The organism is Nocardioides sp. YIM B13467, assembly GCF_042788075.1.
GTDB lineage: Bacteria > Actinomycetota > Actinomycetes > Propionibacteriales > Nocardioidaceae > Nocardioides.
In genome coordinates this window covers 1,615,210-1,633,987 of the sequence record NZ_JBHZPJ010000046.1, presented here as the reverse complement: position 1 = coordinate 1,633,987, position 18,778 = coordinate 1,615,210, and the positions used below count along the sequence as shown (strand labels likewise).

Sequence of the window (18,778 nt, the reverse complement as noted above, 5' to 3'; positions counted from 1 at the left end):
GGATGGCATGATCTGTTCGTGGCGAAATCGAAGCAGCCCGTCAATCTGACCTCGGCGGAGGTCGCCGAGAAGGCCGGCGTGAGCCTGGACCAGGCGAAGCGCCTGTGGCGTGCGCTCGGATTCCCGGAGATCGGCGACGACGAGGCCTTCTTCGACGAGGCGGACGTGCAGGCCCTGGCCAAGGCCAACGAGATCGCCGGCAACGGGCTGGTCAGCTTCGACCTGGTCGTCAACCTGACCCGCGGCATCGGGCAGTCGATGGCGCGCCTGTCCGACTACGAGGTCTCCGCGCTGCTGCACCACGTCGAGACCCAGAACGAGGACGACCGGACGCCCGCCGAGCTGCTGAAGGCGACCGTCTCGGTCTCCGAGCAGTTCGAGAGCGCGTTCGAGGAGATGATGATCTTCGCCTGGCGCCGGCACACGCGCGCCGCGCTCGCGCGGGCCGAGGCCTCGGTCGCCGGCCCCGAGGAGCAGCTGGGCACGGTCTGGCAGACGGTCGGGTTCGCCGACATCGTCTCGTTCACCGCACTGTCGAACACGCTGACCGAGGAGAAGATCGGTGACCTGGTCGAGCTCTTCGAGTCGCGGTGTGCCGACGTGGTGGCGACCTGGGGCGGCCGGATCATCAAGTCGCTCGGCGACTCGGTGCTCTTCGTCAACGACGACCCGCTCCAGGCCTACGGCACCGCCGAGGGCATCATCAATGTGATCGGCCGGGACCCGCGGATGCCCGACGTACGTGTCGGGCTCGCCTCCGGCAACGTCGTCTCGCGTCTCGGCGATGTCTTCGGACCGCCCGTGAACATGGCCGCGCGGCTGACCGCCGTCGCTCGCCGCAACCGGATCATCGTCGACGAGGCGACGGCCGGGACGATGCCCGAGGACGAGTTCGAGACCCGGCGACTGGCCGCTCGACCGGTGCGAGGCTTCGGGATCGTGGAGCCCGTCGCCGTCCGCCGTGTCTGAATCGTGACCTTCAAGGGCGTCGCTGACCTGCGACTTCGTGGATTTGTTCACATTCCGTTGTAGTTAACAGTCGATCAACGCCGGGCTCTGATTGCTTTACCCGGCAGGCCCTTCGTGGGCATGGTTGAGTGCGCGATTCGGGGGCGCACGTTTGTCATGCCCAATTCGTTGCACCTTGGCATGAAAATGTCAGTGGCAATATCGTGCAATCCTTTGCCAAGGGCTCTTTACCTCCCTAATGTCGGTCTCATGATCGAGGTACAGGAGATCAAGCTCGACCCGGAGACCCGGCGAGCATGGCGGAACGATGAGGAGCTGACGCTCTCTCGCAAGGAGTTCGACCTGGTCCACGCCCTGATCAAGAGGGCTGGCAACGTCGTCTCCCGCGACGAGTTGATGAGGGACGTGTGGAACGCGACCTTCTACACCTCGTCGAAGACCATCGACGTACACCTGGGATGGGTGCGTCGCAAGCTGGGCGACGACCCCCGGAAGCCCCATCTGATCACCACCTTGCGCGGCAAGGGTCTGCGCTTCGAGAAGGCCTGACCTTCGTTCACCTGCCGGGGGTCGGGTTTCGCGGATTGCGTGAGGGGGATCCGCGAAATCGGCCCCGGCGGGGCAGTCTCATTACCCTGTCGTCGTGACCCTCGCACCGACACTTGCGATCATCGGCGGCGGCCAGCTGGCCCGCATGATGGCTCAGCCCGCAATCGCGCTCGGCCTCCCGCTCCGGCTTCTCGCCGAGGGCGAGGGTGTGTCGGCCGCTCAGGTGATTCCCGACCAGATGGTCGGCGACTACCGCGACCTGGACACGTTGAAGAAGGCCACCGAGGGCTGCGAGGTGGTCACCTTCGACCACGAGCACGTCCCGACCGAGCATCTGCACGCGCTCGAGGCCGCCGGGGTAGCGGTCCGCCCCGGGCCGGAGGCGCTCGTGCACGCCCAGGACAAGGGCGTCATGCGCGCTCGGCTGACCGAGCTCGGCATCCCCTGCCCGCGCAACGCCATCGTTTCGTCGACGGCCGAAGTCGAGGCGTTCGGTTTCCCGTGTGTCCTCAAGACCACCCGCGGCGGATATGACGGCAAGGGGGTCTGGGTCGTACGCGGCGTCGCCGATGTCGCCGAGCCGCTTCGCGTCGCTGAGGAGGCGGGCGTCCAGGTCCTGGCCGAGGAGCTCGTCGACTTCCGCCGGGAGCTCTCCGCGATCGTCGCCCGATCGCCGAGCGGCCAGGCCGCTGCGTACCCGGTCGTACACACCTACCAGGAGAACGGCGTCTGCAAGGAGGTCATCGCTCCGGCGCCCGACCTCTCGCCCGAGCTCGCCGTCCAGGGCGAGCAGATCGCGCTGCGTATCGCGGGGGAGCTCGGCGTCGTCGGCATCCTGGCGGTCGAGATGTTCGAGACCGTCGACGGCCGGCTGCTCGTCAACGAGCTCGCCATGCGCCCGCACAACACCGGCCACTGGACCCAGGACGGCGCCGTCACCTCGCAGTTCGAGAACCATCTGCGTGCGGTCATGGACCTGCCTCTGGGCTCTCCCGCTCCCCGCGCGAAGTGGTCGGTGATGGTCAACATCCTCGGCTCGACCCGGGAGAACGTCGGCCGCCTCTACGACGGCTACCCCCATGCCATGGCCCGCGACCCCCACCTCCGCGTCCACCTCTACGGCAAGGAGATGCGCCCGGGTCGCAAGGTCGGCCACGTCAACGTCTACGGCGACGACCTCGACGACTGCCTCGAGCGCGCCCGCCACGCCGCCGACTGGTTCCAGGGCGACCTCGGCAACGACTCCGACTGACCGCCGAGAAGGCGCCTGCGTCGGCCGAGACGTCACGTAAGTCGATCGAAACGTCAGTTGGGTCGGTCGAGATGTCACGCCGGTGCCAACTCGGCCTGCGTAAGTGACGTTTCGACCTGCACAAGTGACGTCTCGGCCGACGGGGCTGACGCCTCGGCCGGGTTTGGACGAGGTCAGACGCCTAGGCGCTGGCGTTCGGTGGCGACGACGTCGCGGGCGATCTCGGCGTCGGAGGCTTCGGTGGCCAGAGCGGTGACGGCGTCGTCGGGGTGCGAAGTCTCGTACGCTTCGGGGCTGCTGGCGGCGGTCGCGCTGACCCGGGCGAAGTCGTCGAAGAGCTCGGCCTTGGCGGCGAGGATGTCGTGGACGCGCTGGTCTACGCCGACCTCGGAGAGCAGGCGGTGGACCTGGACGGACTGGAGCTGGCCCATCCGGCGGGCGCGGGCGATGGCCTGCCACTCGATGGTCGGCTTGAGCTGGGGCTCGCAGATGACGACGACGCTGGCCGACTGGATGTTGAGGCCGACGCCGCCGGCGACGATCTGGGTGACCAGCACGGCACCGTGCCCGGCCGCGGAGAACTCGTCGACCATCTGCTGGCGCTCCTCGGCGGGCACCGACCCGGTGAGCGGCCCGAAGACCTCGCCGGGCAGCAGCGTGACCAGGTCGTCGAGGACCTTCCTGAAGTGGGAGAACACGATCACGCGGCGGCCGTTCTCCTCGGCCTCGCCGACGATCTCGACCAGCCGCTCGACCTTCGCCGACGAGGTGCCCTGAAGCATCGCGGCCTGGCGCATGGCCATGAAGTTGCCGTCGCGGACGCACTCGGCGTACGCCCTCTCGTCGGCCACAGACAGCGGCAGCCAGTCCTCGACCTCGACGAGGTGGGGCAGTTCGGTGAGCACGTCCTCCTGGTTGCGGCGCAGGTAGACCGGGGCGACCTGCTTGCGGAACCGGTGGGGATTGAACTCATCGGCGGAGAGCAGCAGGTCGGGGCGGAGGTAGGAGACCAGGTTGCGGAACTCGTCGATGCGGTTCTCCATCGGTGTGCCGGTGAGCAGGATGGCGCGCTCAGAGGAGTCGAGGACGCGGCGTACGCGCTCGGTGCGCTGGGTGCGCGGCGACTTGATCATGTGCGCCTCATCGACCACGACGCAGGCGACCTTGACCTGGTCGAGGAACGGCTGGATCGCGTTGAGCGTCTCGTAGGTGGTCACCGCGACGCCGCCCTGCTCGACCCAGATCTTGGCGGCCTTCAGGCGGCGGTTGCCGTGGAGACGGTGGGGGATCAGGGTCGTCTTCGAGTCGGTCTCGCGCACCCAGTTGGTGACCACGGCTGCGGGGCAGACGACCAGCGTGTGGGATGCGCCCATCGCGTGCAGATGAGCGAGCACGGCCAGCGACTGGAGCGTCTTGCCGAGCCCCATCTCGTCGCCGATGATCACCTTCATCTGCACCAGCGCGAAGCGGACGCCGAAGTGCTGGTAGCCGCGCAGCGATGCGGTCAGGTTGTTGGTGCGCAGGTCCTGGGCCCGCACCGCCTCGATGATCTCGGCGGACAGGTCACCGTGGATCTTGTCCTCGTCCTCGGTGAGGAAGCCGAGCTCGGAGAGCATCGCGTAGTAGTCGGCGGGCCGCTTCTCGAAGTCCTCCCACGGGTCGGCGGGCCGGTTGCCCGGACGCACCCGGCGGGCCATCTCGGCCCGGTGGGCGATCGCGCGCAGCGCGCCCTGGAAGTCGTCGAGGCTGGCCGCGTTGGCCAAGATCAGATGGAATCGCGCACCGCTGTCGAGCGACCGGGTGAGCGGCCGCAGAGACTGGACCAGGGCGAGCTCCGCCCCCGCGTCCTTCGTACGCCGCCCGGCCTCCCACTCCGCCAGCCGCGCGAGCAGCCTGGTGGCCGCCGGGGTGCGGCGCTCGTGGTCGATGGCGAGCGGCATCTCGTCGTAGGTGCGCTGCCACAGCGCCTGCGCCGCCTCCTGCATCCGCATCGCGGTGGCTGGGCCGACCCCGGGGAGTTGCCGCAGGTCAGAGGCGGGATGGATGACCTCGTGGACGGTATGGATCCCGGCCTCTAGGAGGGGTTCGACGCGTACGAGGTCGGCGAGCTCGTCGACCGGCAGCGACCTGACCGCCGTGTCGGTGTCCGCGCTCCGGACCGCGTTGGCGGCGTCGGTCGCCGCCCGGCGCGCGGGCTCCTCGGAGCGCCTGGCCTCGTTGAGCGTCTCGCCCTCGTTGCGCAGCACGAGGACGCCCTTGCGCGGAGCCAGCACTGCCTCCGATCCCAGGTCGGAGAGCGCCTCGAGGAGACCGACGCTCGGCAGCAGTGCCTCGCGGATCCGTACCCGGCGCCGGGACGGGAGCCTGGTCAGCTGGTCGAGCCGCGCCGCCGCCTGGATCTCGCTCGCGCGCTGGTGCAGATCGAGGACCTGTCTGCCAGCCAGCTCGGCCTCCTCGCGGCGGCTCCTGCGCACCAGCAGGCGACGCGCCCCGGAAGCCTTCTTGGCCTGCGCCACATCGTCCGCGGCGGCGGCGAGCGAGTCGACGAGCTCCTGGGTGGTCTCCTCGACCGGCTCGAGCGCGTGACGCCGTGCGATCGCGGCCAGGCGCGGCCCATCGCTCCGGTCCAGGGCGATGCTGCGCCAGGCGACCTGCGCCGCGCGCTTCAGCTCGGCCGCGCTCGCCCGGTAGTGGTCGACCGCCTCGGCTGCCTCCTGCTCGATCTCGGCCCGGGCGCGGGTCGCCGACGCCGCCTGCCGGGACCAGAAAGCGACCTGCCGCACCCGGGACGGCAGCGCCTTGCGCTCCGCCTTGGTCAGCCCGGTGAAGCGCTCGACCGCGGTCGGGTTCGGTCGCGCGCTGACGACGACGTCGGTGCTGGTAGCTGGATCCATCTGCCTTTGTGGGGTCGTGGGGGAGAGTGGCCAGCACACTAGCGGCCAGGACCGACACTCAGGTGACAGGCAGAGGTCGGGGCCATGACGCGACCCCTTCGTCGAGCGCGAGCTCGGCGTCGGCCGCGGCGGCGGCTTCAGGGTCATGGGTGGCGAGGACGACGATCGCGCCCCGCGCCGCCTCGGCCCGCAGCGCGGCGATCATCCGCTCCCGGTTGCCGGCATCCAGGTCGCTGGTCGACTCGTCGGCGAGGATCACGGCGGACCGCATCGCGAACGCGCGGGCGAGCGCGACCCGCTGCTGCTGACCGCCTGAGAGCTCATCGACCAGGTGGCGTCCGGACTCCGCGAGGCCGACCAGCTCGAGTGCTGCCGAGGTGCGCTCGAGCGCCTCCCGAGGTGACACCTTGCGGGCAAGCATCGGTACCAGGATGTTCTCCTCCGCGGAGAGCGCCCCGGCGAGCCCGTTGCCCTGGGGGATGAGGGTGACGCCGCGGGCGGCGGCGTCGTCCCGGCCGGCCAGCGGCGTTCCGTCCACGTTCACGGATCCTGCTGCCGGGGACAGGGCGCCGCCCAGCGCCCACAGCAGCGACGACTTCCCGGCGCCGGAGGGCCCGGTTACCGCCAGCATGACCCCCGCCTCGAGGTCGAGATCGATCGCCTGGACGGCAACCAGGTTCCCGTACGTCACCGTCAACCCGTTCGCGCGAAGCTCACTCATCGCTGGCCTCCTCGTGCTCGGGAACGAGCTCATAGTGACCGTCCACCGGATGGAAGCGCACCAGTGTGCCTGGCGGAAGCGCGTCGCGTACGTGGCCGGGAAGCGGGAGCGAACCATCTGCCGTCACCACGGCGTACTCCTCCCCGCTGCGTCCCTCGCCACCGATACGGCCGTCGCGGATGGTGACCGTGCGGGGCAGGAACGCGGCGACGTGCGGATCGTGGGTGACGAGCACGACGGTCGTACCGTGGGTGCGGTTGATCCAAGCGAGCCGCTCGAGGACGAGGTCACGGGCGGCGTGGCCGAGCTGGCTGGTGGGCTCGTCGGCGAGGACGAGCCCGGGCCGGGTGGCGAGAGCAACCGCCAGCGCAACGAGCTGCAGCTCGCCAGGGGTGAGGCCGGTCAGCGGACGGTGGGCCACGTCGGCGATCCCGAGCTCGCTGAGCACCTCCTCCGCGGTAGGCAGATCCTTGGTCGCGCGAGCCACGCGCTGGGCGAAACCCACGTTGGCCGCCGGAGTGGCGTAGGGCAGCAGGTTGCGTCCCGCACCCTGGAGCATGAGTGAGACCCGGGTTGCCCGGAGTCGGTCCAGCTCCTTCGTGCTCGCCGATGAGACCTCATGCGCACCCACGAAGATCTTGCCGGCGCTGGGTCGGAAGACGCCGGCCAGGAGGCTCATCAGCGTCGACTTCCCGGATCCTGAGGGGCCCAGCAGCCCCATCAGCTCGCCGGGTCTCACGTCCAGGTCGACACCGGAGAGGGCCGCCACGTCGTGTCCCTCTGCGTGGTAGATGTGCACCAGGCCGTGGGTACGGATGCCCATCCCGCTGCTCATGCCGCTGCTCATGCCGTCTCCCGGACCCGGTCGAGGCGCGCGGCGGCTGCGACTGCCCGGCCGAGGAGGACGGCGGCTGTGCCGAGGACCAGCAGACAGCCGAGCGTGGTCAGTCCGACCGCCAGCCATGGAACGGACACGTCGACGGTGTCGACGGCGGGTGGCACGGCGAAGAGAGGGATGTCGGGCAGGGTCAGCAGGGCGCCGAGCACACCGGCTCCGGCGCCGGCGAGGACCCCCAGGACCACGGGCAGCAGCTGCGTGGCACCGGGGAGCCGCCTGACTGTGCGCCGATCCACACCCGCCAACCACAGCGAGGCCAGGTCGCGAGCGCGGGTGCGCCAGCCGGTCACCGTCAGCACACTCAACGCGAGTACGGCGATCGCCACGGCGGCGAGGCCGACCACGACGCCGAGTCGAAGGCTCCAGGCCGCGACCGTCTCGTCCAGGCTGCGGCGTACGTCACTCAGCGTTCGGGTCTCGGCGACGATGATGCCTTCTTCCTCGAGGTCGGCGCTGACCCGGTCGAGCAGCGCCCGATCCTCGGCAGCGAACCACAGGGAGACGGTGGAATCGGCGTCGGGAGGGGCGAGCTCCTGGGCGGTGGCGAGATCGACAAGGGCGACGTCCGGGCCGCCGCCGGGGACCCGGTCGATGGCCGCGACCTCCTTGCCGTCCTGCTCGATGCCGTCGAGGCCGACGATGGTGACCTCGTCCTCGAAGAGCGACCCGGTGGTGATGACTGGGATCGGCTCGCGCGCCTTCCCGTCTGTGAGTTCTTGCCATTGGTCGGCGCTGGGCGAATCCCCGGTGCCGAAGAGAGCGATCTGCCGAAACCCTTGTGGATCGACGGCGAAGGTCGTTGCGCCACCGCTTGGAGCCGCGGCTCGTACGACGGGGGTCACCTGGATGCTCTCGGGGTCGATCCTCGCGAGCACACGACGTATCGACCCGAGGTTGTCGGCGGTCGACCGCTGCCCCTGGAGCTCGGCGATCAACGGAGCGCCTGCCGCCTGTTCCGCGGCGACCGCGCGGTTGCGCTCACCCACGAGGAGACCGCAGACCGAGAAGACGGCGAGCGCGCTGGCGACGGTGGCCAGGGCGACCGTACGCCGCGTAGCGATGCTCCGCGACGCGTCCAGCAGCGAGACGCCGGTGCGCAGATGGCCGCGGCGCAGCAGCGTGCGCCCGATCCGCATCGCCGTCGGGGTGAAGAGGTGTGCGAGGACGAGACCGACGAGCGCGGAGAGCAGCGCAGGGGCGGCGAGCGCGATGGGCCCGGTCAGGCTGCCCGTCACAAAGGCGACCACGCACGCCCCGCACGCGGCGATGGCCACGGCGTCTCCGGCGCCGATCGCCCATCCCGAGCGACGGCGGTGGGTCCGGTGGAGCAAGGAGCCGAGGGGTTCGCGGGCGACCCGGTAGACGGCCGCGTACGTCACCAGGATCAGGGCCGCGGCCGCGATGATGCCGGAAGCCAGCGTGCCTCGGGGAAGCTCGAAGGGTGGATCGCCAGGCAGCGCGTACTCCCGCGCGACGGTGGCGGCGAGGATCGCCACGGCCGTCCCGGGGACGATTCCGGCGAGCACGGCGGGAAGAAGCTCGCCCATCAGCATGGATCTGGCCCCCGACGCACCCCGTCCACGAAGCCGCGCGACCACCACCTCTGGGCGGCGCTGGTCCGTCGCCGCGAGCAGCATCAGCCACAGGACGATCACCCCGAGCACACCCAGCTGTACGAGGAGCAGTGGCACGGTCGTCCGGCTCTGTTCGATCTGAGCGTCGACCTCGTCGGTGAGCTCGGGCAGCGACGTCACCAACGACGTGATCGAATCCTCGAGGATCTCGTCGTGCTCCTCGACCTTCTCGGCCCGCGCCCGGAGGTTACGTAGGTCGCCCTCGAGAGCGGTGAGCTCGTCCACCCCCACGGCATCGGCACGCAGCCGCGATCCGACCCATGGGCGCTCGGCGTCGAGGAACGGTGTCGAGCCACCGAAGGTCGACTCGTCGGTCAGCCACACATCGTGCTGGACGACGTCACCGGCAGCGATCCCGGCCAGGCCCTCCAGCTTGAGACCTTGCCACCACGCTTCGTCGTCGGCCCGGTACGTGCCGACGACCTGGTAGGTCACCGACGGTGTCGGCGGTTGGTGATAGTTCACGTCCACGGGCGGCCGGGCAGCGTTCGCCTTCACCGTGCTCCCGATGGTGATGTCGTAGGTCTTCGCCTCGTTCTCGGTGACCAGGATCTCGCGGCTCCGTTCGGGACAGGTGCCCGCGGTGATCCTGATGTGGTCGCACTGGCCCTCGCGCCACCAGATGTCACCCTGGGGGACGGAGAGCGAGGCAGGGCCGAGATCGAGGTCGGCGACGGCATTGCGACCGGCGACAGGCGTCTCGAAGAGCGAGGAGCTCGGAAGCTGTCGCGCGAGCTCCTCGGGGTCGGTGCGCTCCAGGAGATAGTTGGCCGGCGGTCCGAAGATCTGGAGGTCGCGCTCCACGCTGGTCGCGTTGTCGAGGGTGACCGCTGCGGCGGCCTGCTGCATCGCGCGGTCGTAGAGCGGGGCGAAGACAGCACACGTGGTGATCAGCGCGGACAGCAGCGAGATGACCACGGCTTGGCCGAGCCGATATCTCATGGCGGACATCACGGGGCACACGATCTCTTAACCTTGCGGAGCGCGACAGCGAATTACGACCACGAGGGACATCCGCGACGGACATCCACGAAGGACATCGATGACGGCATCGTTGGGCGGCCCGGTTCACGCGTACACATGCTGGTCGGCCTAGCCTTGGCCCCATGAGTGCGCGCGTGGGGATCGTGATGGGGTCTGACTCCGACTGGCCGACGATGAAGGCTGCCGCTGAGCTGCTGGACGAGTTCGGGATCGAGTGGGAGGCCGATGTGAAGTCGGCCCACCGGATGCCCCAGGAGATGCTCGACTACGGGCGCGAGGCTGCCGGTCGCGGCCTCTCGGTGATCATCGCCGGCGCCGGCGGTGCGGCTGCGCTCCCGGGCATGCTCGCCTCGGTCACGCCGCTCCCGGTCATCGGCGTCCCGGTGCCGCTGAAGTACCTCGACGGCCTCGACTCGCTGATGTCGATCGTCCAGATGCCCGGTGGCATCCCGGTGGCGACGGTCGCCATCGGCAACGCCAAGAACGCGGGCATCCTCGCCGCCCGCATCCTCGGCGTCGCCGACCCCGAGCTCCAGCAGAAGCTGGTGGCGTACGAGAAGTCCCTCGCCGAGCTGGCGGCCGCCAAGGGCGAGGTCGTCCGCAACGCCACCTCCTGATTTTCAGGGCAGGAGCGAGAGCCCCTTGACCAGCTTGTCGATGATCCGGCGGGGGCCGAAGAGGCTGACCGCGCAGTAGGACATGTCGGCCCCGCGACTGTTCCCGACGGCGTACAGGTAGTCGTCGTAGACCCTCGTGTGCTGTGCCTGGGTGGGCATGTCGATGACCGCGACCCCGGGCTGGGCGACCGCCTGGCGCCGCAGGTCGGTCAGCCGCTGGGCCGTCGCGCCCAGCACGGTGCAGCCGATCCAGGGCAGGCCCGGGTGCGTCGAGGCGTCGGCGTCGACCGCATCCTCGCCGAGGAGCCCGACCGTACGCTGCGTGGTCGCCCCCGCGACGCAGACGGCCGCGTTCACCGCGCGTCCGGCGGGAAGGGACTGGTCGACGACGACCACCCACTTGAAGGGAACGTCCCGCGTGCTCGCGGACTGGTCGATCTCGTCCGGTGTGAACCCGATCCTGGCCTCTTCGACGTCTGTGCTCATCACTCCGACTCCTGTCATTCGCCAACTGATTCGAGGACAAGTCTTGAGAATGTCAGGAGTGATCGCAATCGAGCCGGGCAATGTAAGGAGGATCGGTTAATCTGGCGTGCATGGACGAAGTCGACCGTCAGATTCTGGCCGCCTGGACGATGGATGCACGGCGGAGCCTTCGGGACATCGCCGCAGAAGTCGGCGTCTCGGCGACCACCGTGCACGACCGCGCGCGGGCGATGCAGCGTCGCGGGCTCATCCGCGGGGCGTACCTCGACCTCGACCTACGCCAGATCGACCGGGGCGTGCAGGCGCTCGTCGCCGTGCGGATCCGACCGCCCTCGCGCGCCAACATCGAGTCCTTCCGCGACTGGGTCGGCGCGCTCCCGGAGGCTGTCGGCGTCTTCGTCACCTCTGGCCGGATGGACTTCATCGTCCACGTCGCGGTCGCCGACAACGACGCGCTCTACGCGTTCGTGATCGACCGGCTCACCTCGCGAGCCGAGATCGCCGACGTGGAGACCTCGGTGATCTACGAGCACCTGCGGACGATGACGTTCGAGCCGTAGCCCTACGCCTGTGCGCCGGCCCTGGCGCGCTGGAACCAGATCTTGCTGGGGCAGGTGTCCATGACCATCGGTACGCCGGCCGCGGTCGTGCGCTCGAATGCCGACTCGTCGACCACACCCATCTGGAACCAGACGCCCCCGGCGCCGATCGCCACGGCCTCGTCGGCGAACTGGCCGGCGGCCTCGGAGCGGCGGAAGACGTCGACGACATCGATCTTGCCGACGGCCGCGGCGGCGTCGGCCAGGGTCGCGTAGACCTTCTCGCCGAGCACCTCCTTGCCCTCGGCGGCGGCGCCGGGGTGGATCGGGATGATCCGCTTGCCGTGCTCCTGGAGCTCCTGGGCGATCGAGTAGGCAGTACGCCACGGATCGCCCGAGAGGCCGACTACCGCCCACGTCTCGGAGTCGTCGAGGAGCTTGTCGATGGTGTCCTGGTCGAGCCACGCAACGGTCATGTAGCGCACAACAACAACGGGGGTCGGTGGATTCCGTGACCCACCGACTTACTGGCGAGTAGCAAACAGGCATAGACTCCGGGACATGAGTGCCGAGTACCCGTTGTTCGCCCTCTCCGAGGAGCACCAGGAGATCCGCAAGGCCATCCGCGAGATCTGTGACGCGAAGATCGCGCCGGCCGCTGCTGCGGTCGACGAGGAGGCTCGCTATCCGCAGGAGGCGCACGACGCGTTGGTCGAGACCGAGTTCTTCGCCCCGCATGTGCCGGAGGCGTACGGCGGTGTCGGTGCGGACGCTTTGGCGACGGTGCTGGTGATCGAGGAGATCGCTCGTGCGGACGTCTCGGCCTCGCTGATTCCCGCGGTGAACAAGCTGGGCTCGCTGCCGGTGCAGATCGGTGGCTCGGAGGAGCTCAAGAAGAAGTACCTGGGCAAGCTCGCCGCCGGTGAGGGCAACTTCTCCTACTGCCTCTCCGAGCCCGACGCGGGCTCGGATGCGGCCAACCAGAAGACCCGGGCCGTACGCGACGGCGACTTCTGGGTGCTCAACGGCGTCAAGCGCTGGATCACCAACGCGGGTGTCTCGGAGTACTACACCGTGCTCGCCGTGACCGACCCGGAGAAGCGCTCCAAGGGGATCTCCGCGTTCGTGGTGGAGAAGTCGGATGAGGGCGTGTCATTCGGTGCGCCGGAGAAGAAGCTCGGCATCAAGGGCTCGCCGACGCGCGAGGTCTACTTCGACAACGTACGCATCCCCGCCGACCGGCTCATCGGCGAGGAGGGCAAGGGCTTCACCTACGCCATGCAGACCCTCGACCACACCCGGATCACCATCGCGGCCCAGGCTGTCGGTGTCGCGCAGGGTGCGCTGGACTACGCGCTGGGCTACATCAAGGAGCGCAAGCAGTTCGGCAAGGCGATCGCGGAGTTCCAGGGTGTGGAGTTCATGGTCGCCGACATGGGCATGAAGATCGAGGCCGCCCGCCAGCTCACCTACGCCGCCGCCGGCCGTTCCGAGCGCGGCGACAAGGACCTGACCTTCTTCGGTGCCGCCGCCAAGGCGTTCGCGAGCGATGTCGCGATGCAGGTGACCACCGACGCCGTCCAGCTGTTGGGTGGCTATGGGTTCACCCGCGACTACCCGGTCGAGCGGATGATGCGCGATGCCAAGATCACCCAGATCTACGAGGGAACCAACCAGGTCCAGCGCATCGTCATGGCCCGCCAGCTCCTCGCCGGCATCCAGTCGACCCTGTGACAGATCGGTGCGCTCGGCCCGCAGCGGCGAGTGCACCGATCATTCATGTGCACGATCCATGCACCGGCGATTCCATCAAAGGTGCACGGATCGTGCATGGGTGGCGGATGATGCCTTCATGGGGGACCCCGCCGATGAGGACGAGGCATTCGTCCTGGACACGTCGCGACCGTTCACGCGAGCAGATGCTGCGAAGGCGAAGATCAAGCCGAGCACGCTACGTGGGCCGCGCTTCGTACGCCTCTTCAGTGGTGTGTACGTCGCCGCCGACGCCCCGGCAACGCCGTTGCAGCGAGTCCAGGCTGCCCTCGTCCCGTTCAGGGGTCGCGGCTTCGCGAGCCACGCGTCCGCGGCCAGGGTCTACGAGGTGCCGATCCCGACGCTGCCCGACGAACATGTGACGGTGACGGCCGCGGCCCACCGGCGTACGCATCCTGGCATCGTCTGCCATGTGATGCGGAAGCCGCGAGCGGTGGTCATCGACGGCATCGGCGTCTCCTCACCTGACCAGCTCTTCACCGAGCTCGCGAGCCAGGTGAGCCTGGTCGACCTCGTAGTCGCGGGCGACCACCTGGTACGCCATCACCGTGGCGTGGCTGCGGGGACGCTGACCGAGTTCGCGGCCGCCAGCGGCCTGCCCGGCTCGCGCGTTGCCGCGACGGCGGCGCGCTACGTACGCGAGAAGGTGCGCTCCCCGATGGAAACCCGTCTGCGCATGCTGATCGTGCTCGCCGGACTTCCTGAACCGCGCATCAACACACTCGTCGGCACGGGTGACGGCATGCTCAAGCGGGAGCACGATCTGGTCTATGCGGCGTCGAAGACTGCGGTCGAGTACGACGGCAAGCAACACGCTGCTGAGCAGTGGGAGCGCGACCTCGAGCGGCGCGAGGAAGCGGATGACGACGGCTGGCGCATCCTCACCGTCGTCGCGAAGGGCATTTACCGCCGTCCGGACCTCACCTTGGAGAAGATCCACCGGGTGTTGCTGGAACGAGGCGAACCTGGAGTGCCGAAGCGTCTCTCGGATGCCTGGCGTCCCCACTTCCCGGTGGTGCGCTAGCAGCCGTGATCGATCCGTGCACGTAAGCAGTGCTCGCCGATGCATGGATCGTGCGTGTGCGCGATTGGTGCATTCGTGTTGAAGGCGTCGGTGCACCGATCGTGCACCACCGGCAGGTGTCTATCGTGTGCCTTATGAGGAACGACGGGTTTCGGCTCCGCGAGTGGGAGGAGTCGGACGCGGCGGTCCTGCTCGCTGCGTACGACGGTGCCGGGATGGAGACCGAGCGGCCGGGGGACGTGGCGACGGTCGAGGATGCCGAGCGGCTGATCGCCGGGTGGGCCGAGGACGCGGTCGCGGACCGGGCCTACACCTTCGCGGTCGTAGACGGCGCCGACATCCTCGGGCAGATGCGGGTCACCACCCAGATGCGGGTCCACAGCATCGGCTGGATCTCCTACTGGACCCTCGATAAGCACCGCGGCCGTGGTGTCGGCAGCACCGGCCTGAAGCTGCTGGCCAGGCACTGCTTCGACGAGCTCGACCTCTTCCGTCTCGAGACCGGCCACCGGCTCGACAACCCCGGGTCCTGCCGCGTCGCCACCGCCGCGGGCTTCCTCGTCGAGGGCCGCGAACGCCAGAAGCTGCTCTACGACGGCGTCCGCTACGACACCGAGACCCACGCCCGGTTGGCCACCGACCCCGATCCCGCCTGACGCTTCGGCCGACGTAAGCGACGGCTCGGGAGGTCAGTCCTGGACGCGGCCGCGGAGCTGTTTGGTCTGGCCGCGCTGGCGCTTGGCGTCGAGGCGACGTTCCTTGGAGCCACGGGTGGGCTTGGTGGGGCGGCGGGTGGGAGGTGGTGGGGCGAGGAGCTCGCGGATGCGGAGGGCCAGACGCTCGCGTGCGGCGATGCGGTTGCGGTGCTGGGAGCGCTGCTCGTGGGAGACGACGACGAGCGGCCCCGAGGAGCGGGCCAGGAGGCGGGCGAGCTGGCGTTCGTCGAGAGCGGCTGACGCGGAAGGGTCCCAGGAGAGCTCGACGCGGGAGTCGGTGGTGTTGACCGACTGCCCGCCGGGGCCGGGCGAGCGGGAGAAGCGTTCGACCAGTTCGGTGTCGGGGATGACGAGACCCTCGGGCAGCCCAGGGCCCGGTGGTACCCGAAGATCCTTCACTCGAAGAACCCTAGTCCGCGGGGCTATCGAGCGGCGGGCCCGGTCGAGTCGCGCACCACGAGCTCCGCGGGGACCCGCTGCCGCCGGGCGCGTGAGCCGGGCTCCTTCAACGCCAGCGTCAGAGCCCGGGCGCCCATCTCGGCCATCGGCAGGCGGACGGTGGTGAGTCCGGGGGAGAGGTCCTGGGCGACGGCGACGTCGTCGAACCCGCTGACCGAGACCTGGCCGGGCACCGAGACGCCGGAGCTGCGCAGCTGGGAGAGGCACCCGATGGCCATGTCGTCGTTGAGGGCGATGACAGCGGTCGTACGCGGGTGGTCGGCGAGCATCCGGCGGATGCACTCGCGCCCGCCCTCGCGGGTGAACGGCCCCTCGAGAACGGGTACGTCGCCGGCGTCGAGCCCCGCCGCCTCGAGCGCGTCGCGCACCCCCTCGAGGCGGTCGGCGACGGTGGTCAGCTCCAGGGTTCCCGATACGACCACGATGCGCCGGTGGCCCAGGCCGAGGATGTGCTCGGCGACGGCGCGCCCGCCGGGGCGGTTGTCGGGCAGCACGCTGTCGACCCCGAGGTGGTGCCGGCCGACGACGGCCACGCGGCCACCTGCCTCCGCGTAGCGCTGCACCTCGAACCGCATCGGCGCCTCGACCGAGGCGTCCACGAAGCCCGACCCCGCGATCAGGATCGCGCCGACTCGGTTGGCCACCAGGCTGCGTACCTGCTCGACCTCGGCCTCGGGGTCTCGGCCGGTGTGGCAGATCTGGACGGTGCGCCCGTGTTCGGCGGCGAGACTGAGTACGCCGCTGGCGATCTCGGAGAAGTAGGGGTCGCCGATCTCGTGCACGACGAGCCCGATGGTGGCGGTCGATCCGCTGGCGAGCGAGCGGGCATGGAGGTTGGCGACATAGCCGAGCTCGCGTGCCGCCTGGCGGACCTTCTCGGCCACCGAGTCGCTGACACCGGGGGTTCCGGAGAGCGCGCGGGAGGCGGTTGCGATCGAGACGCCGGATGCATGCGCGACGTCGATCAGGCGGGGGGAGCGGTTGGTTCGGACCATCGATGCCCCTTGTCGTCAGGAATGTGACTCTTGCCACACTAAGCGAGAGTCGGTAACGTCATCGTAAACGCTTACGTAAGCGCTTTCGTAGAGGAGACCCGCAGATGCGCTTCACGAAGACCCCCACCGCGAGCAAGCGGTCCAGAGCAACCCTGGCTGCCGCGGCGGCCGTGACTCTCGCCTCCACCCTCGCCGCCTGTGGCGCCGCCGAGGAAGGAGGCGGCGACGACGAGATCGTGATCGGCATCTCGCTGCCCCTGACCGGCGACTTCAGTGAGCCCGGCAAGGGCATCCAGCGCGGATACGAGGCCTGGGCCGAATACGTCAACGACAACGGCGGCCTGCTCGGCCGTGACGTACGACTCGAGATGCTCGACGACCAGTCCAGCGCCGAGCGTGTCGCGGCCGACTACGAGAAGCTGATCAACCAGGAGCAGGTCGACCTGATCGTCGGACCGTTCTCCACCCGTCTGGTGATCCCGGCCGCCCAGGTCGCCCAGGACTACGGCTACCTCTTCGTCGAGCCTGCAGGCGCGGCGCCCGAGGTCTTCGAGGAGGGCTTCGAGAACCTCTTCTACGCCGCGCCCGCCGTCGCCGACGACCACTACAAGCTCCTCGCCGAGCACATCCTGGCGATGCCGGAGGCCGAGCGGCCCAAGACCGCGGCGTACGCCTCCATGGACGACCCGTTCGCCCAAGGCACGGCCTACGGGCTCAAGGACGCGCTGGAGGAGGGCGGCGTCAAGACCGTCGTGGACGAGGTCTACCCGCCCAACACCACCGACTTCAGCAGCATCGCGGCCAAGATCGCCGACAGCAAGGCCGACATGGTCGTGGGCGGCAGCCAGTATCAGGACGGTGTCAACCTGATCGTCGCGCTGCAGCAGCTCAACTACCAGCCCAAGCTGGCCGCGTTCTCGACCGCGCCGACCGAGACCGAGTTCGCCGAGGCGATCGGCGACAAGACGCAGGGCATCATCGCGCCGACCGGCTACACCACGAAGGCGGACTACCCCGAGAACCAGGAGTTCGTGAAGTTCTACGAGGAGAAGCACGGTGAGGCGCCCGGTGAGGACGAGGCCAACGCCTGGACCACGGGTCAGGTCGTCGCGGCAGCGGTCGAGGCGGTCGAGTGCGCCGAGCCCGACCCCGACTGTCAGTCCAAGCTGATCGACTGGCTGCACGAGAACGAGGTCGAGACCGTCGTCGGGCCGCTGAGCTGGGACGACAAGGGCCGCCCGCAGAGCGCCCACATGATCCAGCAGTGGGTGGACGGCGAGATCAAGATCGTCCTGCCCGAGGACCAGGCCGAGGCCGAGTTCATCTACCCGAAGCCGGCGTGGTGAGCCGATGTCAGGTCCACTGCTTCTGCAGAGCCTGATCCTGGGGCTGCTGCTCGGAGGCCTCTATGCCCTGCTCGCCGCCGGACTGACGCTCTACTTCGGCGTCATGCGGGTCGTGATGATCGCCCACTCCGCGTTCCTGATCCTCGCTGCGTACCTGGCCTGGTTCTTCACCACGCAGACCGGGCTCGACCCGCTGCTCTCGCTGATCATCACCGTGCCGCTCTTCTTCGCGGCCGGCTATGGGATGCAGCGTGCGCTGCTCTCCCGGCTGCGGCCGGCGACGCTGACGATGATGTCGGTGCTGCTGACCTTCGCGATCGCGCTGGTCATCGAGGGTGGCCTCGGCTACCTCTTCTCCGGCACTCAGCGGCGGATCCAGCTCGGCTACTCCAGCGCGAGCCTGGAGCTGTGGGGAGCGCGGATCGCGGTGGTGAAGCTGGTCGCCTTCGGGCTGGCCGTGGTCTCGCTCCTGGCGCTCTTCCTACTGCTCAAGAAGACCCGCTTCGGGCAGGCACTGCGCGCCACGATCCAGCACCGTGAGGCCGCCCAGCTGCTCGGCATCGACACCGACCGGATCGCCGGCTTCGGCTTCGGGCTCGGACTGGCGACCGCGGCGGTCGGTGGCACCGCGCTCGCGCTCGACGCCACCATCTATCCCTCGCTGCACTGGCACTGGATCGGACCGCTGATGGCGATCATCGTGATCGGCGGCCTCGGCAGCATCCCCGGCGCCGCGGTCGCGGCGATGGTCCTCGGCGTGACCCAGAGCCTGCTGCAGATCCCGATGGGCACCACCTGGGCGCAGACGGTCTTCTACCTCGCCCTCTTCGCCACCCTCATGTTCCGCCCCCAGGGATTCTTCGGAGGTCGCCTTGCTCAGCGCTTCTAGACACAGGACTGCGACACACCAAGAAGGCCGTAC

At 69.2% G+C, this 18,778-nt stretch carries 18 protein-coding genes; 10 read left to right on the top strand and 8 right to left on the bottom strand.

The genetic code is table 11. The features are described from left to right. Positions 1–18: 18 nt before the first annotated feature. The 3 genes from ACFX43_RS14980 to ACFX43_RS14970 all read left to right on the top strand — a co-directional run bounded on the left by ACFX43_RS14980 (position 19) and on the right by ACFX43_RS14970 (position 2,770). Positions 19–969 (top strand): adenylate/guanylate cyclase domain-containing protein, encoded by a 951-nt coding sequence (locus tag ACFX43_RS14980; RefSeq protein ID WP_378826437.1) that lies wholly within the window; start codon positions 19–21, stop codon positions 967–969. A 249-nt stretch (positions 970–1,218) separates the two neighbouring features. Next, the gene (locus ACFX43_RS14975) at positions 1,219–1,518 is read left to right on the top strand and encodes a winged helix-turn-helix domain-containing protein (protein ID WP_229788189.1); all 300 of its coding nucleotides are present in this window, start codon (positions 1,219–1,221) and stop codon (positions 1,516–1,518) included. Positions 1,519–1,612: 94 nt separating this feature from the next. Further along, on the top strand, positions 1,613–2,770 hold the full coding sequence (locus tag ACFX43_RS14970) for a 5-(carboxyamino)imidazole ribonucleotide synthase (RefSeq protein ID WP_378826415.1): 1,158 nt from the start codon (positions 1,613–1,615) through the stop codon (positions 2,768–2,770). 173 nt (positions 2,771–2,943) lie between these two features. Here ACFX43_RS14970 and ACFX43_RS14965 read toward each other — a convergent pair whose 3' ends face one another. The 4 genes from ACFX43_RS14965 to ACFX43_RS14950 are packed head-to-tail and all read right to left on the bottom strand — an operon-like array spanning position 2,944 to position 9,868. Beyond that, entirely contained in the window at positions 2,944–5,664 is a 2,721-nt protein-coding gene (locus tag ACFX43_RS14965) for a DEAD/DEAH box helicase (protein WP_378826408.1), read from the bottom strand. A gap of 58 nt (positions 5,665–5,722) precedes the next feature. Then, positions 5,723–6,385 carry an ATP-binding cassette domain-containing protein gene (locus tag ACFX43_RS14960; RefSeq protein WP_378826398.1) on the bottom strand — a complete coding sequence of 221 codons (663 nt, stop codon included), beginning with the start codon at positions 6,383–6,385 and terminating at the stop codon, positions 5,723–5,725. Further along, positions 6,378–7,232, bottom strand: coding sequence for an ABC transporter ATP-binding protein (locus tag ACFX43_RS14955; protein ID WP_378826367.1), 855 nt, complete (start codon positions 7,230–7,232; stop codon positions 6,378–6,380). Before ACFX43_RS14955 ends, ACFX43_RS14960 begins: the two co-directional genes overlap by 8 nt. Then, complete coding sequence (locus tag ACFX43_RS14950; protein ID WP_378826347.1) at positions 7,229–9,868, bottom strand: FtsX-like permease family protein; 2,640 nt, start codon at positions 9,866–9,868, stop codon at positions 7,229–7,231. Before ACFX43_RS14950 ends, ACFX43_RS14955 begins: the two co-directional genes overlap by 4 nt. Before the next feature lie 155 nt (positions 9,869–10,023). Here ACFX43_RS14950 and purE point away from each other — a divergent pair, with 155 nt between their 5' ends. Next, a complete protein-coding gene (purE, locus tag ACFX43_RS14945) occupies positions 10,024–10,518 on the top strand; it encodes a 5-(carboxyamino)imidazole ribonucleotide mutase (protein ID WP_141805921.1) in 495 nt (164 codons plus the stop codon). A gap of 3 nt (positions 10,519–10,521) precedes the next feature. On the opposite strand, the gene ACFX43_RS14940 is transcribed toward purE, so the two are convergent. Next, on the bottom strand, positions 10,522–11,004 hold the full coding sequence (locus tag ACFX43_RS14940) for a DUF2000 domain-containing protein (RefSeq protein WP_378826325.1): 483 nt from the start codon (positions 11,002–11,004) through the stop codon (positions 10,522–10,524). A gap of 110 nt (positions 11,005–11,114) precedes the next feature. On the opposite strand from ACFX43_RS14940, the gene ACFX43_RS14935 reads away from it, so the two are divergent. Beyond that, complete coding sequence (locus tag ACFX43_RS14935; RefSeq protein ID WP_160025110.1) at positions 11,115–11,564, top strand: Lrp/AsnC family transcriptional regulator; 450 nt, start codon at positions 11,115–11,117, stop codon at positions 11,562–11,564. Positions 11,565–11,566: 2 nt separating this feature from the next. Here ACFX43_RS14935 and ACFX43_RS14930 read toward each other — a convergent pair whose 3' ends face one another. Next, positions 11,567–12,019: a CoA-binding protein gene (locus ACFX43_RS14930; protein WP_378826302.1), complete on the bottom strand. Its 453-nt coding sequence runs from the start codon at positions 12,017–12,019 to the stop codon at positions 11,567–11,569. Positions 12,020–12,104: 85 nt separating this feature from the next. On the opposite strand from ACFX43_RS14930, the gene ACFX43_RS14925 reads away from it, so the two are divergent. The 3 genes from ACFX43_RS14925 (at position 12,105) to ACFX43_RS14915 (ending at position 14,996) form a co-directional block, all read left to right on the top strand. After that, on the top strand, positions 12,105–13,277 hold the full coding sequence (locus ACFX43_RS14925; protein WP_378826292.1) for an acyl-CoA dehydrogenase family protein: 1,173 nt from the start codon (positions 12,105–12,107) through the stop codon (positions 13,275–13,277). Positions 13,278–13,377: 100 nt separating this feature from the next. After that, positions 13,378–14,340, top strand: a complete 963-nt coding sequence (locus ACFX43_RS14920; RefSeq protein ID WP_378826266.1) for a DUF559 domain-containing protein — start codon at positions 13,378–13,380, stop codon at positions 14,338–14,340. 134 nt (positions 14,341–14,474) lie between these two features. Then, a complete protein-coding gene (locus ACFX43_RS14915; RefSeq protein ID WP_378826245.1) occupies positions 14,475–14,996 on the top strand; it encodes a GNAT family N-acetyltransferase in 522 nt (173 codons plus the stop codon). Positions 14,997–15,029: 33 nt separating this feature from the next. Here ACFX43_RS14915 and arfB read toward each other — a convergent pair whose 3' ends face one another. After that, complete coding sequence (gene arfB, locus ACFX43_RS14910; RefSeq protein WP_378826224.1) at positions 15,030–15,455, bottom strand: alternative ribosome rescue aminoacyl-tRNA hydrolase ArfB; 426 nt, start codon at positions 15,453–15,455, stop codon at positions 15,030–15,032. Between the two features lie 23 nt (positions 15,456–15,478). Further along, a complete protein-coding gene (locus ACFX43_RS14905) occupies positions 15,479–16,510 on the bottom strand; it encodes a LacI family DNA-binding transcriptional regulator (protein WP_378826203.1) in 1,032 nt (343 codons plus the stop codon). Positions 16,511–16,614: 104 nt separating this feature from the next. Here ACFX43_RS14905 and ACFX43_RS14900 point away from each other — a divergent pair, with 104 nt between their 5' ends. Next, positions 16,615–17,856, top strand: coding sequence for an amino acid ABC transporter substrate-binding protein (locus ACFX43_RS14900; RefSeq protein ID WP_378826185.1), 1,242 nt, complete (start codon positions 16,615–16,617; stop codon positions 17,854–17,856). A 4-nt stretch (positions 17,857–17,860) separates the two neighbouring features. Further along, positions 17,861–18,745, top strand: coding sequence for a branched-chain amino acid ABC transporter permease (locus ACFX43_RS14895; protein WP_378826166.1), 885 nt, complete (start codon positions 17,861–17,863; stop codon positions 18,743–18,745). The last annotated feature ends 33 nt before the right edge of the window (positions 18,746–18,778 follow it).